This is a genomic window from Ensifer sp. SSB1 (assembly GCF_016652895.1).
Classification (GTDB): domain Bacteria; phylum Pseudomonadota; class Alphaproteobacteria; order Rhizobiales; family Rhizobiaceae; genus Ensifer.
This window is the reverse complement of the sequence record NZ_JAEPRP010000011.1, coordinates 38,919-53,744: the sequence shown is the minus strand read 5'-3', so window position 1 is coordinate 53,744 and position 14,826 is coordinate 38,919. Positions and strand designations below refer to the sequence as shown.

Below are 14,826 nucleotides of genomic sequence, written 5' to 3'. Positions count from 1 at the left end.
CGAGATCGAGGCCAGCGGGTTTTGCCGCGCTGACGGCGAAGCCGTAGACAGAGGCGCAAAAGCGGCGCACCGCAACGGCAGCATTTTTCGAAGCCGGCTGGCCCGAAACCGGATCGGTGACTGGTGGGACCAGCGCGTCGATGCGCGCCTTTGCCGCGAACTGATCGTTCCAGTGCATCGGCACGAAGAGATTGCCGAGCGCCTGGCGCTCGGTGATCAGCGCGCGGACGATCGCCGAGCCATGCGGGCTTTCGAGCGTGACGAGGTCGGCCGCGGCAATGCCGAGGCCCATCGCGTCGCGCGGGTGGATCTCGGCGAAAGGCTCGGCGAGATGAGCCGAGAGCCGCGCACTTTTCCCGGTACGGGTCATCGTGTGCCAGTGGTCGCGCACGCGGCCGGTGTTCAAGGTGAAGGGAAAGGCCTCGCTGACACGGTCCGGCACAGCGCTTTTCACCGCCACGAAACGAGCGCGCCCATCCGCATGGAAAAAGCCACCATCGGCAAAGAAGCGTGTCTCGCGCTTCGGCCCTCCCTGCGGCTGCGGCCACTGGAACGGAGCGAGTGCATCATAGTTGGGAGCGTCGATCTTCGCATGCGCACCGATATCGAAATCGCGCCGCCCGGCATTTTCGAAGGCCGAAAGACCGGCATGTTCGGCGAAGATTTCCGAGGGCGTGGCAAAAGCGAAGGCACCTTCGAAACCCATGCGCCGGGCGACTTCGGCAAGCTGCCACCAGTCGGCGCGCGCCTCGCCGGGGACAGTGAGAAAGCCGCGCTGGCGCGAGATGCGGCGCTCGGAATTGGTGACCGTGCCGTCTTTTTCGCCCCAACCGAGCGAGGGCAGCAGCACATGGGCGTGGCGGGTGGTGTCAGTTTCTCGGAGCACATCGGAGACGACGACGAAGGGACAGGCCTCGAGCGCCGCCTCGACGGCATCGGCATCCGGCATGGATACGACCGGATTGGTCGCCATGATCCAGATCGCCTTGATGCGGCCATCGGCAACGGCGCTGAACATATCGACGGCCTTCAGCCCCGGCTTTGCGGCGATTGACGGCGCGCCCCAGAAGCGACGCACCTGATCGCGGTGCCCGGCCTTCTCGATGTCCATATGGGCGGCGAGCAGGTTGGCGAGGCCGCCGACCTCGCGACCACCCATGGCATTGGGTTGACCGGTGAGTGAGAACGGCCCCATGCCCGGCCGGCCGACGCGGCCGGTGGCGAGATGACAGTTGATGATGGCGTTGACCTTGTCGGTGCCGACAGAGGACTGGTTGACGCCTTGGCTATAGCAGGTGACGACTTTTTCCGTCGTTTCGAACAGACGGAAGAAGGCGGCGATTTCCGACGGTTCGAGGCCGGTCGCCCGGACCAACGCTGCTTCATCGATCGCGGCCGTGGCAAGGGCTTCGGCAAAGCCGCTGGTGTTGGCGGCGACATAGGCATGGTCGAGGGCCGCACTTGCCGCCAGATACGCGAAGAGTGCATTGAACAGCGCCACGTCGCCATCGGGGCGGATCGCCAGATGCAGGTCGGCGATATCGGCGGTCATCGTGCGGCGCGGATCGATCACCACCACGCGCATGTCCGGTCGCGCCGTCTTGGCGGCCGCAAGGCGCTGGTAGAGCACCGGGTGACACCAGGCGAGATTGGAGCCGGCGAGCACCACGAGGTCGGCGAGCTCCAGATCCTCGTAGCAGCCCGGCACCGTGTCCGAGCCGAAGGCGCGGCGGTGGCCGGCAACCGACGAGGACATGCAGAGCCGCGAATTGGTGTCGATGTTGGCCGACCCGATGAAGCCTTTCATCAGCTTGTTGGCGACGTAATAGTCTTCGGTCAACAACTGGCCCGAGACATAGAAGGCGACCGCATCCGGCCCGTGTTCGGCAATCGTCTGAGCAAAGCGCTCCGCGACGAGATCGAGCGCCTCGTCCCAGCCGGCCTGCTCGCCGCCGATTTCCGGATTCAGCAGCCGGCCGTCGAGATCGAGGGTCTCGGCCAGCGCCGAGCCCTTGGAGCAGAGCCGGCCGAAATTGGCAGGATGATCGCCGTCCCCGCGGACGGCGACGCCGCCGCTATCATCGACTGTTGCGATGACGCCGCAGCCGACGCCGCAATAGGGACAGGTGGTCTTGACCTCCCGCTCCATGGCTATTCCGCCGCAATCAGCAAGCTTTCGAGCGCGATGAAGAGCGCGCCGCCTTCAATGCGCACCGGGATCGTGCGCACCGCGCCCTCGTCCGCCCCGAGCGCCTTGCCGGTTTCGAGCGAGATCACCCAATTGTGCAAGGGGCAGGTCACCGCCGCACCGTGGACGATGCCCTGCGACAGCGGCCCGCCCCTATGCGGGCAATGATCCTCGATGGCGAAGACCTCGTTTTCGGCAGTGCGGAACACCGCGATCTTGCCCTCAGGCGTCTTCACGCAGCGCGCGCCCCTCAGGGGAATGTCGGAGATATCGCCGATCGGATGCCAGTTCATATCCATCACCTCACTCCGCTGCTTCAGAAAAACCGACCGTCGCCATCGGCCGGAACTCGTGCTTGTCCTTGCCGGAGACGCGCTCCGACCAGGGATCGACCTGGGCGAATTTTTGGCTGAAGACGAAGCGGTCGAAATAGGCCTTGCGCTTCTCCGCATCGCCCATGATCTGGCGGCGGATCTCGTCGAGGCCGACGCGTTTCGCCCATTTGTAGATGCGCTCGAGGTAGCGTGCCTGCTCGCGGTACATCTGCGTCAGCGCCACGATATGCTCCAGCGCCTCATCCTCGGTCTTCACCAACCCGAGAACTTCCGTGCCCTTGATGTCGAGACCGGCCGCACCGGCGAAATGAATCTCGAAACCGCTGTCGACGCAGATGACGCCGATGTCCTTGCAGGTCGCCTCCGCGCAATTGCGCGGACAGCCGGAGACGGCCATCTTCAGCTTGGCGGGCGTCCACGAGCCCCACATGAACTTCTCGATGCGGATGCCGAGACCGGTCGAATCCTGGGTGCCGAAGCGGCACCAGTCGGAGCCGACGCAGGTCTTCACCGTGCGCAGCCCCTTGGCATAGGCCTGGCCGGAAACGAAGCCGGCCTTGCCGAGATCGGCCCAGACGGCCGGCAGGTCTTCCTTCTCGATGCCGAGCAGGTCGATGCGCTGGCCGCCGGTCACCTTGACCAGCGGGATCTCGAACTTGTCGACGACATCGGCGATCGCCCGCAGTTCGCCGGAATTGGTGACGCCGCCCCACATGCGCGGCACCACCGAGTAGGTGCCATCCTTCTGGATGTTGGCGTGGACGCGCTCGTTGATGAAGCGCGACTGGTAGTCGTCGGCATATTCGTCCGGCCAGTCGCAGACGAGGTAGTAGTTCAGCGCCGGCCGGCACTTGGCGCAGCCGCAGGAGGTCTTCCACTCCAACTCCTGCATCACGGCCGGAATGGTCTTCAGGCTCTTCGCCTTGATCAGCCGACGGACATCATCATGGCCGAACTCGGTGCAGGTGCACATCGGCTGGACCGCCGCCGGATTGTAGCTTTCGCCGAGCGTCAGCGACATCAGTTGCTCGACGAGACCGGTGCAGGAGCCGCAGGAGGCGGACGCCTTGGTATGAGCCCGCACGTCGTCGAGTGAGGTCAGGCTCTTGCCGGTAATCGTCTCGACGATCTTGCCCTTGCAGACGCCGTTGCAGCCGCAGATCTCCGCATCATCCGGCAAGGCTGCAACGGCCGCCATAGGGTCCAGGGGCGATCCCCCCTGATAGGCCTGGCCGAAGATCAGTGTTTCCCGCATTTCGGTGATGTCGGTGCCACGCTTCATCAGGTCGTTGAACCATGCACCATCAGCAGTCTCTCCGTAGAGCACCGTGCCGATGATGCGGTTGTCCTTGAGCACCAGCCGCTTGTAGACGCCGGCGGTGGCGTCGCGAAGGACGATTTCCTCGCGTTCGTCGCCGTCGGCGAAGTCACCGACCGAATAGAGGTTGATGCCGGTCACCTTCAGCTTTGTCGGCGTATCGGAATGAACGAAGGCGCCGCTGCGATCGCCAGCCAGGTGTCGTGCCGCAACCCGCGCCATCTCGTAGAGCGGTGCCACAAGGCCATAGACCATGCCGCCGACCTCGGCGCACTCACCGACCGCCATGATGTCCCCGTCGGAGGTCAGCATGCCGGCGTCGACGACGATGCCGCGATTGGTGGCAAGCCCCGCCTCCTTGGCAAGGCCGACATTCGGCCGGATGCCGACCGCCATCACGACCAGGGTCGCCGGGATGATACGGCCGTCGTCGAGCTCGATGCCCTCGACTTTCTCATCGCCGACAATCCGCTTGGTGTTCGCCTTGGTGATGACCTTGATGCCGCGCTCCTCGACAGCCCTTTGCAGGAGATAGCCGGCGGCCGGATCGAGCTGCCGTTCCATCAGGGTCGGCATGACGTGCAGGACGGTGACGTCCATGCCGCGGGCGCTGAGGCCGGCCGCGGCCTCAAGACCGAGGAGACCGCCACCGATGACGACAGCCTTTTCGCGCGACTGGGCCGCAAGAAGCATCGCCTGCACATCGTCGAGATCGCGATAGGTGATGACACCGCGCAGATCCTTGCCCGGGACTGGAATGATGAAGGGCACCGAACCGGTTGCGATCACCAGCTTGTCATAGCTCTCCGTCACGCCATGGTCGGAGGTGACGGTCTTGGCGTTTCGATCGATGGCAACGATCTTGTGACCCTTGTACAGCGTGATGCCATGCTTGATGTACCAGCCGTCGCCATGGATGATGATCTGTTCGTAGTCCTTCTCGCCCGAAAGCACCGGCGACAGCATGATGCGGTCATAGTTGACGCGCGGCTCGGCGTTGAAGATCGTCACCGCGTAGCGGCCGGGCGCCTTCTCGAACAGTTCTTCCAGCATGCGGCCCGGCGCCATGCCGTTGCCGACGATCACGAGCTTTTCGGGGGTGTGTTCGGCCATGGTGATCACTCCGCAGCTTCGACGAAGCGGTGGCGCTCATAGAGAAACTTAAGCACGGCTTCGCGGCATTTGAGGTAGGTTCGGTCGCCGGCAAGCTCGATGCGCCGGCGCGGACGGGCGAGCGGCACGTCGAGGATTTCGCCGATGCGGGCCGACGGTCCGTTGGTCATCATGACGATGCGATCGGAAAGCAGCACCGCCTCGTCAACATCGTGGGTGATCATCAGCACGGTGTTGCCGAGTTCGGCATGGATCTGCATCACCTGGTCCTGAAGATGCGCGCGGGTCAGCGCATCGAGCGCGCCGAAAGGCTCGTCGAGCAGCAGCACCTTCGGCTCCATGGCAAGCGCGCGGGCAATGCCGACACGCTGCTTCATGCCGCCGGAGATTTCCGACGGGCGCTTCTCGGCCGCATGCGCCATCTGCACCAGCTCGAGATTGCGCATCGTCCAGTCGTGGCGCTCAGCCTTGGCTTTCGTCGCGCGGAAGACCTTGTCGACGCCGAGGCGGACGTTCTCGTAGACCGTCAGCCAAGGCAGCAGCGAATGGTTCTGGAAGACGACGGCGCGGTCCGGCCCCGGCTCGTCGGCAACCCGGCCGTCGAGCAGTACGACGCCGGTCGTCGCCTGGGTCAGGCCGGCAACGATGTTGAGCAAGGTCGACTTGCCGCAGCCGGAATGACCGATGATCGAGATGAACTCGCCCTTGTCCACCGACAGCGACACCTGTTTCAGCACCTCGGTGCGGGTGCCGCCGCGCTCGAAGCTCTTGTCGATCAGTTCCAGCGAAAGATAGCTCTTGGTCATGGCTTTCCCCTCTCTCAGGCGGTTGCGGTGCCGCGGGTGACGACGCGGCCGACGAGGGCGATGAGGCGATCGAGCAGGAAGCCGACGATGCCGACATAGATCAGCGCGACGATGATGTCGCTGATCAGCGAGGAGTTCCAGGCGTCCCAGATGAAGAAGCCGATGCCGACGCCGCCGATCAGCATTTCGGCCGCAACGATCGCCAGCCAGGAGAGACCGATACCGATGCGAAGGCCGGTGAAGATGTAGGGGGCTGCGGCCGGCAGCATGATCTTGGCAAAGTATTCGAATGCGTTGAGACGCAGCACCTTGGCGACGTTCTGGTAGTCCTGCGGGATGTTGCGGATGCCGACGGCGGTGTTGATGATGATCGGCCAGATAGCGGTGATGAAGATCACGAAGATCGCCGAGGGATTGCCGTCCTGAAAGGCGGCAAGCGACAGCGGCAGCCAGGCGAGCGGCGGCACGGTGCGCAGCACCTGGAAGATCGGATCGAGTCCGCGCATGGCAAGCTGGCTCTGGCCGACCAGCGCGCCGAGCGCGATGCCGACGACGGCGGCGAGTGCATATCCTACCGCGACGCGCTGCAGGCTTGCCGCGATGTGCCAGAAGAGCCCCTGGTCGACACCCTGGCCCACATAGAAGGGATGGGCGATCAGCTCCCAGCTTTCTTCCATCACGCGCGTCGGTGACGGCAGGCTGGAATCAGGCGCCGAACAGAGGATCTGCCAGGCAATCAGAATCAGCGAAAGCGTGACGATGAGCGGCGCGATGTTGGCAGCACCGGCGGCGATGCGTGCGAGCCACGGACGGTGGCCTCCAGGCTTTGCCGAGCAGGTCAAGGCGATCACGCGCGCGGCAGGCCGCGGTGCCGGCTGGTCCTTGAGTTTGAGGTTGGTGACGGTCATGGCCGTTCTCCTTGGAATTCGAAAACGGATGGTCGCGAAGCACTGGCCGCGACTATCGCAATGATCAGGCGACGCGCGAGATGGAAAGGCTCTTGAGGTACGCCTGCGGATCGGCGGGATCGAAGACCTTGCCGTCGAAGAACTTTTCGACGCCGCGCGAGGTGGATGCCGGCACGTCGGTCACACCCAGATCCTTGGCCGCCTCACGCCAGATGTCTTCGCGGTTGACCTTGGCGACGAGCGCCTTGATGTCGGTATCGGGCGCGAACTTGCCCCAGCGGATGTTCTCGGTCAGGAACCAGCTATCGTGGCTCTGGAAGGGATAGGACGCGTGATCGCGCCAGAACTTCATGAAGTGCGGACTCTGTTCGACGATCTTGCCGTTGCCGTAGTCGTATTCGCCCTTGAGGCGATCGACGATGTCCTTCGGCGGCACGTTGAACCAGCTGCGCTTGCCGACGATCTTGGCCAGCTCGTCCTTGTTGGTCATGTCGTCGCACCATTGCGCCGCTTCCTGGATGGCCATGGTAAGCGCCTTGGCGGCGCGCGGGTTCTTCTCCACCCAGTCCGCGCGCATGGCGAAGGACTTTTCCGGATGTTCGTTCCAGATCTCGGCGGTGTTGACGGCGGTGTAGCCGATCTTCTGGTTGACGAGCTGCTCGTTCCAGGGCTCACCGACACAGAAACAGTCCATGGTGCCGACCTTCATGTTGGCGACCATCTGCGGCGGCGGCACGACGATGGTTTCGACATCGCTATCCGGATCGATGCCGCCGGCGGCGAGCCAGTAGCGGATCCAGAGATCGTGCGTGCCGCCGGGGAAGGTCATAGCCACCTTGGCGGCGACGCCTTCGGCCTTCTTCCTGGCGAAGGCTTCCTTGAGCGCGGAGGCGTCGATACCGACCTTGAGATTGGCATAGGCCTGCCCGACCGAGATCGCCTGCGCATCGAGATTGAGGCGGGCGAGGATAACCATCGGCAGCGGCTGGTTGTTCTGGGTGACCTTTCCAGTCGAGATCAGATAGGGCATCGGCGTCAGGATATGGGCGCCATCGATGCCGGAACCGGCGGAGCCCAGCACCAGGTTGTCACGCGTCGTGCCCCAGGAGGCCTGCTTGACCACCTCGACGTCGGTCATGCCGTATTTGTCGAAGAGCCCCTTCTCCTTGGCGATGATCAGCGGCGCCGAGTCGGTAAGCGCGATGAAGCCGAGTACCGCCTTGGTGGTTTCCGGCCCGGAGCCTTGCGCAAAGGCACCGGATGGGAAGGCCGTCTTGACCGCGCCGAACAGTGCAGCGGTAGCGGTGGTCTTCAGCAGGCTGCGGCGGGTCAGACCGCCGGTCGAAAACTTGGTCATGCGCAGGTTCCTCTGCTGGCCGGATAACGGACATAAAAAAACGCCGCTCGGTGATTGCGTCCGGGATCGGGAGGAATCCTCGGGAACAAAACCTTGCGACGTCGGTGTCTTCGGCAAACGCGATCTGGCGTTTGATTTCGCTTCGATCGCCGTTGACCGAAGCATTTCAAGAAAAGCAAAGGCCGTGCCAGTTCGTCGGCGCGACAGTTAGCGCCTTGAATTAAAACCGTAATTTTCGGATGCGAGTGCGGCGCCCATAAATGCGCCTATTGTAGAGCCTGCTGAATTATTGTGCGGTGCACATATTCCGCGTCGAGACTCTGCACAAACATGGTGCGCCATGCTCAGCTCTCCAGCTCGACCGAAGCGTGCGCCATCGAGGCGCGAACGGGGAAAGAGCGGATATAGGCCTCGATATCAACGGGATCGAAAACGTGGCCATCCATGAAGCGCTCGCCCCGTCTGTCACCCTCGATACGAATATCGGCATCGGCGGGAGCGGCCGCCGTGCCGAGTGCCTGGCGATAGATGTCGGGGCGATAGGCGGCAGCCGCAAGCGCCTGCATGCCTGGTGACAGCCGTACCTGCCCCCAACGCACCATCTGGCTGTAGATCCAGAGTGCCTGACCGGAACGGGGATAGTTGGCGTGATCGCGATGGAAAACGAAATAGTCGTCGATCACGCGCCTGTTGCCGGCCGCATCAATGGCGAACTCGCCGGCGAGAACCCTGCGGATGATTTCGACCGGGGCGCCAATGTAGCGGGGGGTGGCAAGCAATTCGGCAAGGGTGCCGCGATTGTCAGGCACATCGCACCAGCGCGCCGCCTGGTCGAGCGCCACAAGCAGCCGCGATACGGTCTCGGCGTTGCCCTCAGCCCATTCTGGTCGCATGCCGACCACCTTTTCCGGCGCCGATGGCCAGATATCCTGCTTGGCAGCGACAATGCGCCCAAGACCACGCTCGGAGGCCACCATGTTCCAGGGGGCGCCGACGCAGAAACCGTCGATGGCGCCGGCAGCCAGCGCATCCGAGGTCAGCGGTGGCGGCACCACCACGAGCTTGACGTCGCGGTCGGGATCGATGCCGCCGGCCGCGAGCCAGTAGCGGACCTCGTAATTGTGCGAGGAGAAGGGATAGGTGACACCGAGCCTTGGTGCCGCCTCGCCGTCCCGGCGCATGCGCGCAAGCACCACTGCGAGCGCGCGCGCATGGGCAAGCGCATCCCCAACCTCGCCAAGACCGCTCTCCTCCTGCATGCGCGCAAAGAGCCGGTTGGACAGCGTGATCGCATTGCCGCCACGCCCGAGCGAGAAAGGGGCGATCGTCGGCGAGGGATTGGAACCTAGGCCGAGCATGGCGGCCACCGGCATCGGCGAAAGCATGTGGGCGATATCGAACTGACGAAAGGCGAGCCGGTCGCGCACATTGGCCCAGGAAACGTCCTTGACCAGATCGAGCGTCAGCCCTTCCCTGCGGGCAAAGCCGAGCTCCGCCGCCACGATCAGCACGGAAGCGTCGACCAGCGGAATGAAGCCGGCGCGGATGGTTCGTGTGCCTTCGCCGCCGAGCTTCACCGGCGCGGGCACGCCCTCGCCCATCGCCGCGCCGGGTCGCGAATTATCGATGGTCGTCATGATGTTCACTCCGGTGTCTCCTTCCGACGGCTCGACCATGACGCAACCGTCACATCAGCAGCCCTGCGGCCGTCACCACGCTCTGCGCGATATCCGACATCTTCTTCTTTTCGTTCATCGCCGTCTGACGCAGGAGCGCGAAGGCCTCATCCTCGGAGAGACCACGCATCTTCATCAGGATGCCCTTGGCGCGCTCGATCACCTTGCGCTCTTCCAGCGCCGATTTCGCATCGGCGAGCTCGCGCTGCAGCCGGCTGAAGGCGTTGAAGCGGCTGACGGCCATGTCGAGGATCGGCTTGACGCGCTCCTTCTTCAGCCCGTCGACCACATAGGCGGAGACGCCCGCCTCGACCGCCGCCTCGATCGAGGCCGTATCGGAGCGGTCGACGAACATGGCGATCGGCCGCCCGACGGTGCGGGTCAGTTGAAACAGATGCTCCATCATGTCGCGGTTGGGGTTTTCGATATCGATGACGATGACATCGGGCCGAAGCGTCTCGATGGTCCGAGCCATGCCCTGGACTTCATGAATGACCGTGACCTTGCGGTGGCCGGCCTCATGCAATCCCTCCTCGATAATCGAGGCGCGGATGGCGTTCTCGTCAATGACGAGAATGGTGAGGTCCCGGTGCGTCATGCGTCGATCATGATGCGGCGCAGCATTTTTCGCAACAGGGTTTGCACAATATTTTGACATTTTAGCATTATGCTCAAAATTTATGCGGAACGCCATTTGATTGGGCGAGGCCGTGGCGATAGCGGGAGACGCTCGGACGATGTAAAAGGACAACGAGCAACAGGATCGGCGCACGGATGACAAAGGGTCAGTTCAGGATGCTGCGCAGCGCGACCGCGGGTATTGACGCGGTCGAGGCGGAATCGCGCCATTCCTTCGCCCGCCACACCCACGACCAGTTCGGCATTGGCCTCATCTACCAGGGCGCCCAGAAATCGCTCAGCGGCCGAGGCGTGGTGGAAGCCGGCGCCGGCGACATGATCACCGTCAATCCCGGCGAGGTGCATGACGGCGCGCCGATCGGGGATGCCGGCCGCTCGTGGCGCATGCTCTATTTCGATCCGTCCGTCATCGCTGCCGCCGCAGAGGATATCAGCCAGGGCCGTTCGGATGCCGCCGAGTTTGCCTCACCGGCTTTCAAGGATGCGGACGCGGCAAATCAGTTCCGGGCGCTGTTCGCAACGATCACAGACCCGACAACAGAGAACGAGGCGATCCGGCGCGAGGAGCGGCTTCTGCTGCTGCTTGCGAGCGTTCTTGCCACCGGCAGACCGGAGTACCAGGAAAGACCGGCAACGGTCACCGCCGCAAAGACGATGATCGACGATGATCCGACAGCTGCGATCACCCTTGCCGACCTCGCGACCGAGGCAAGGCTGAGCCGGTTTCAACTGGTGCGCAACTTCGCCAGCGCGGTCGGCCTGACACCGCATGCCTATATCGTCCAGCGCCGCATCGATCTTGCTCGCCGCCTGATCGGCGAGGGCACGCCGCTGGCGGAGGCTGCGTTTGCCGCCGGCTTCGCCGACCAGAGCCACATGACGCGCGTCTTCGTCAGCAAATATGGCCTCTCCCCGGGCCTTTATGCCGAGGCAAGGCGGGATGAGGAAAAGTATGCGCGGTTCTCCGCCCGCATCCCGCTCTAAGCTGTCAGAATCGAAGTAGCACCCGCAATTCCGTTCAAGACCCGCCCCCTCCCCGGGCGCATGGCTGCACCGGCTGCACAGCGACAGGCGCGGCGCTGCAACGGAGAACGGACATGTCGAAAAAATTCCAGGGCTATCTCTATCTTTCGCTGGCGATGATCCTCGTCGGCAGCACCGTGATCGCCAGCAAGATCATTGCCGCCGGGCTTGCACCCTTCACCGCGACAGCCCTGCGCTTCGCCATCGCCTTTCCGCTCTTCCTGCTGTTGATGTGGCTCACCAGGACGTCATGGCCGAAACTTAAAGGCCGCGACTGGCTGATCCTTCTTGCGCAGGCAGGCGCCGGTAGCGTCGGCTACACCACCCTGCTGATCGCCGGCCTGAGCCTGACGCCGGCAACCGATGCCGGCGTAGTGATCGGCACCCTGCCGGTGGTTTCCGCCGCCATCGCCATCCTCATTCTCGGCGAACGCCCCGACCGTCGGATGCTGGCGGCGATCGCGCTCGCCGCTGTCGGCGTGCTCACCATCGTCTTCAAGCCCGGCGAGGACGGCGGCCATTCTCCGCTCGGTATCGCGCTCATCTTCGGCGCCGTCATCTGCGAGGGCTTGTTCATCCTTCTCAACAAGCGCGTGAAGGCAGAGATCTCGCCCCTGGCGCTCTCGACACTGATGACCGGCCTCGGCTTCGTCGTCGCTCTCATCCCCGCCCTCTTCGAGGCGCATGCAACTGCCGCGATCGACAAGAACGCGATCCTTGCGGTCCTCTATTATGCCATCATCCCGACCGTTGCCGGCTTCGTGCTCTGGTATGCGGGATCGGCGAAAGTGAGCGGCACCGAGGCCTCCGTTTTCACGGCGCTGGCACCGGTCTCGGCGGTGATCTTCGCCTTTCTGTTGCTCGGAGAGCCGGTTGGCAGCCATCAACTGCTTGGGATCGGCTGCGTGCTCGGCGCCGTTCTCGGCCTGACCGTGCCCCAGATCATTGCCAACCGAAGGACCGCACGCAGCCTTTCCGCCGGAGAGGCTTGAACGAGAATAAATGCATCCATTTCGAGGGCTCCTCATGCACTTCCAACACGCAGACGATATCTGGCGCGACTTCCCGGAGCTGAGCGCCGGTACGCTTTTCATCAGCGGCATAAGCGGCGACGTTTCGGTCGAGGACCATATTCACCGTTTCCAGGCGATCGCGAATGACCGCCTGGAAACGGCGTCGGAAAGCGACCTGCCGGCAATCCAGGCCTGGCGCCGGACCTTTGCCAGGATGGGGCTGAAGCCGACGCAATATCGCTCGGCTTCTGAAGCCTTGCTCCGACGCTTCCGGAAGGAAGGCAGCTTGCCGGCGATCCATCCGTTGATTGACCTCTGCAACGCCACCTCGCTCGCCTTCGCGATCCCGATCGCCGTCTTCGATCTGGCCCATGTCAGCGGCTATCTGCATGTTCGCCGGGCTTCCGGCAACGAGACCTATCTGACGTTCGCAGGAGAGACCGAAAACCCGGAGGCCGGCGAAGTGATCTTTGCGGATGGCGAAGGGCGGGCGCATGCCCGGCGCTGGACCAACCGGCAGAGCGGCCACTCGGCGATCCGACCTCAAACGACCCATGCGCTGATCGTTGCCGAAGCCCTGCACGGGACGGCGCGAGAAGATGTCACGCGGTTGATCGCCACGCTTTCGGAGGCGATCGCCGCAGCCTGGGGCGATCGCCCGAGCACGGCCATGCTCGATCGTTCGTCGCCGCGTTTCGATTTTTCGATTTAGGGGAATCGCTCAGATACGGCGCATCAGCGCCGAGGTGCCGGCCGGCGCCGTTGGGCACCGGCCGGAGGGAAATCGATCAGGCCGCCTTGGCGACGTGATATTCCTTGATCGCAACCATCTTGATCGCCGGATAGCGCTCCGCCTCATAGCGAAGCGAGAAGCTGTCCTGTGCGAGGAACACCGGGTCGCCGTCGAGATCGCGGGCGATGTCACCGCGCCGTGCCGTGACGAACTTGTCGAGTTCGGCCGGCTGATCGGAGGAAATCCAGCGGCAGACGGAGAAGCGCGACATTTCGAAGGATACCGGCAGGCCGTATTCTGCCTGCAGGCGCTCCTTCAACACGTCGAGCTGCAGAGCACCGACGACGCCGACGATGGCCGGCGAGCCGTCTTCCGGCGAGAACAGCTGCACGACGCCCTCTTCGGCCATCTGCTGCAGCGCTTCCTTCAGCTTCTTCGCCTTCATCGCGTCTTCCAGGCGCACGCGGCGCAGGATTTCCGGTGAGAAGTTCGGCACGCCCTGAAACACCAGCGGCTCACCCTCGGTCAGCGTGTCGCCGATGCGGAGCGTACCATGGTTCGGGATGCCGACGACGTCGCCGGCGTAAGCCGTGTCGGCGAGCTGGCGCTGCGAGGCGAAGAAGAACTGCGGGGCGCTGAGGCCCAGCTGCTTGCCGGTGCGCGACAGGCGTGCCTTCATGCCGCGCTCGAGCTTGCCGGAGCAGACGCGGGCAAAGGCGATGCGGTCGCGATGGTTCGGGTCCATGTTGGCCTGGATCTTGAAGACAAAGGCCGTCATCTTGTCATCGGTCGCATGCACCGTGCGGACATCCGCCACCTGGTCGCGCGGCGGCGGCGCGATGTCGCCGAGCGCATTGATGAGGTCGCGCACACCGAAGTTGCGCAGTGCCGAGCCGAAGAAGACAGGCGTCAGGTGACCTTCGAGGAAAGCCTTCTTGTCGAAGGGCTTGCAGGCCTCGATCGCCAGCATCAGCTCTTCGGTGAAGGCGTCGCGCTCGTTTTCCGGCAGGCGATGGGAGGCCATCTCCGGGCCGTTGACCTTGGTCGGGATTTCCTGCGTGTCGGACCCGCGCACGGTGTTGTCGGCGAGGTTGTAGGAGCCGCAGAAGGTCTTCGAGCGCCCGATCGGCCAGGTCACCGGCGCGCAGTCGAGCGCCAGCTTTCCCTCGACCTCGTCCAGGATCTCGAAGGGATCGCGGCTTTCACGGTCCATCTTGTTGACGAAGGTAATGATCGGAATGTCGCGCATGCGGCAGACTTCGAAGAGCTTCAGCGTGCGCGGCTCGATACCCTTGGCGGCGTCGATGACCATGACGGCCGCATCCACCGCCGTCAGGGTGCGGTAGGTATCGTCGGCGAAGTCTTCGTGACCGGGCGTATCGAGAATGTTGAAGACGTTGCCGCCATACTCGAAGGTCATCACCGAGGTGACGACCGAGATGCCGCGCTCACGCTCGATCTTCATCCAGTCCGAGCGGGTCTGAATGCGATCCTTCTTGGCCTTGACCTCACCGGCGAGCTGGATAGCACCGCCGAACAGCAGCAACTTTTCCGTGAGCGTGGTCTTACCGGCGTCCGGGTGCGCAATGATCGCAAATGTGCGGCGGCGGGAGACCGCCTCGGCGAGAGTTTCAGCCATGTCGTAAAATCCTGTGAGTTGCCGCGTCCTTTACAGGCTCGGCCCCGATTATGCAATTGACCGCGGCGCCCGCGGCCC

12 protein-coding genes are annotated in these 14,826 nt (G+C 63.8%); 3 read left to right on the top strand and 9 right to left on the bottom strand.

The annotated features are described in order from the left end of the window. The 8 genes from I8N66_RS04775 to I8N66_RS04740 all read right to left on the bottom strand — a co-directional run. Nucleotides 1-2,149, bottom strand: a 2,149-nt coding sequence (locus I8N66_RS04775; protein WP_291150258.1) for a nitrate reductase, incomplete at its 3' end; no start/stop codon positions are given. A gap of 2 nt (nt 2,150-2,151) precedes the next feature. Then, nucleotides 2,152-2,487, bottom strand: a complete 336-nt coding sequence (nirD, locus tag I8N66_RS04770) for a nitrite reductase small subunit NirD (protein WP_113536682.1) — start codon at nt 2,485-2,487, stop codon at nt 2,152-2,154. A gap of 4 nt (nt 2,488-2,491) precedes the next feature. After that, complete coding sequence (gene nirB, locus I8N66_RS04765; protein ID WP_113536777.1) at nt 2,492-4,954, bottom strand: nitrite reductase large subunit NirB; 2,463 nt, start codon at nt 4,952-4,954, stop codon at nt 2,492-2,494. 5 nt (nt 4,955-4,959) lie between these two features. Then, complete coding sequence (locus I8N66_RS04760; protein ID WP_113536683.1) at nt 4,960-5,760, bottom strand: ABC transporter ATP-binding protein; 801 nt, start codon at nt 5,758-5,760, stop codon at nt 4,960-4,962. 14 nt (nt 5,761-5,774) lie between these two features. Then, the gene (gene ntrB, locus I8N66_RS04755; RefSeq protein WP_291150251.1) at nt 5,775-6,668 is read right to left on the bottom strand and encodes a nitrate ABC transporter permease; all 894 of its coding nucleotides are present in this window, start codon (nt 6,666-6,668) and stop codon (nt 5,775-5,777) included. A gap of 64 nt (nt 6,669-6,732) precedes the next feature. Continuing rightward, nucleotides 6,733-8,025, bottom strand: coding sequence for a CmpA/NrtA family ABC transporter substrate-binding protein (locus I8N66_RS04750; RefSeq protein ID WP_113536685.1), 1,293 nt, complete (start codon nt 8,023-8,025; stop codon nt 6,733-6,735). 344 nt (nt 8,026-8,369) lie between these two features. Next, nucleotides 8,370-9,662 (bottom strand): CmpA/NrtA family ABC transporter substrate-binding protein, encoded by a 1,293-nt coding sequence (locus I8N66_RS04745; protein ID WP_291150249.1) that lies wholly within the window; start codon nt 9,660-9,662, stop codon nt 8,370-8,372. Between the two features lie 49 nt (nt 9,663-9,711). Beyond that, nucleotides 9,712-10,299, bottom strand: a complete 588-nt coding sequence (locus tag I8N66_RS04740) for an ANTAR domain-containing response regulator (protein WP_113536687.1) — start codon at nt 10,297-10,299, stop codon at nt 9,712-9,714. 176 nt (nt 10,300-10,475) lie between these two features. Between I8N66_RS04740 and I8N66_RS04735 the strand changes: the two genes are divergently transcribed. The 3 genes from I8N66_RS04735 (at nt 10,476) to I8N66_RS04725 (ending at nt 13,088) form a co-directional block, all read left to right on the top strand. Beyond that, nucleotides 10,476-11,324, top strand: coding sequence for an AraC family transcriptional regulator (locus I8N66_RS04735; protein WP_291150247.1), 849 nt, complete (start codon nt 10,476-10,478; stop codon nt 11,322-11,324). Nucleotides 11,325-11,437: 113 nt separating this feature from the next. Beyond that, on the top strand, nt 11,438-12,355 hold the full coding sequence (locus tag I8N66_RS04730; protein ID WP_291150245.1) for a DMT family transporter: 918 nt from the start codon (nt 11,438-11,440) through the stop codon (nt 12,353-12,355). 34 nt (nt 12,356-12,389) lie between these two features. Further along, nucleotides 12,390-13,088 (top strand): phenylalanine--tRNA ligase beta subunit-related protein, encoded by a 699-nt coding sequence (locus tag I8N66_RS04725; protein ID WP_291150243.1) that lies wholly within the window; start codon nt 12,390-12,392, stop codon nt 13,086-13,088. A gap of 76 nt (nt 13,089-13,164) precedes the next feature. Here the strand turns inward: I8N66_RS04725 and I8N66_RS04720 are convergent, their stop codons facing one another. Next, on the bottom strand, nt 13,165-14,748 hold the full coding sequence (locus I8N66_RS04720; protein ID WP_291150241.1) for a peptide chain release factor 3: 1,584 nt from the start codon (nt 14,746-14,748) through the stop codon (nt 13,165-13,167). Nucleotides 14,749-14,826: the final 78 nt, after the last annotated feature.

What these genes read in the sequence shown, in the direction of transcription:
- I8N66_RS04725 (WP_291150243.1), top strand. Translation starts at nt 12,390, where the DNA reads ATGCACTTCCAACACGCAGACGATATCTGGCGCGACTTCCCGGAGCTG.
- nirB (WP_113536777.1), bottom strand. Translation starts at nt 4,954, where the DNA reads ATGGCCGAACACACCCCCGAAAAGCTCGTGATCGTCGGCAACGGCATG.
- I8N66_RS04735 (WP_291150247.1), top strand. Translation starts at nt 10,476, where the DNA reads ATGACAAAGGGTCAGTTCAGGATGCTGCGCAGCGCGACCGCGGGTATT.
- I8N66_RS04750 (WP_113536685.1), bottom strand. Translation starts at nt 8,025, where the DNA reads ATGACCAAGTTTTCGACCGGCGGTCTGACCCGCCGCAGCCTGCTGAAG.
- I8N66_RS04745 (WP_291150249.1), bottom strand. Translation starts at nt 9,662, where the DNA reads ATGACGACCATCGATAATTCGCGACCCGGCGCGGCGATGGGCGAGGGC.
- I8N66_RS04760 (WP_113536683.1), bottom strand. Translation starts at nt 5,760, where the DNA reads ATGACCAAGAGCTATCTTTCGCTGGAACTGATCGACAAGAGCTTCGAG.
- I8N66_RS04740 (WP_113536687.1), bottom strand. Translation starts at nt 10,299, where the DNA reads ATGACGCACCGGGACCTCACCATTCTCGTCATTGACGAGAACGCCATC.
- ntrB (WP_291150251.1), bottom strand. Translation starts at nt 6,668, where the DNA reads ATGACCGTCACCAACCTCAAACTCAAGGACCAGCCGGCACCGCGGCCT.
- I8N66_RS04730 (WP_291150245.1), top strand. Translation starts at nt 11,438, where the DNA reads ATGTCGAAAAAATTCCAGGGCTATCTCTATCTTTCGCTGGCGATGATC.
- nirD (WP_113536682.1), bottom strand. Translation starts at nt 2,487, where the DNA reads ATGGATATGAACTGGCATCCGATCGGCGATATCTCCGACATTCCCCTG.
- I8N66_RS04720 (WP_291150241.1), bottom strand. Translation starts at nt 14,748, where the DNA reads ATGGCTGAAACTCTCGCCGAGGCGGTCTCCCGCCGCCGCACATTTGCG.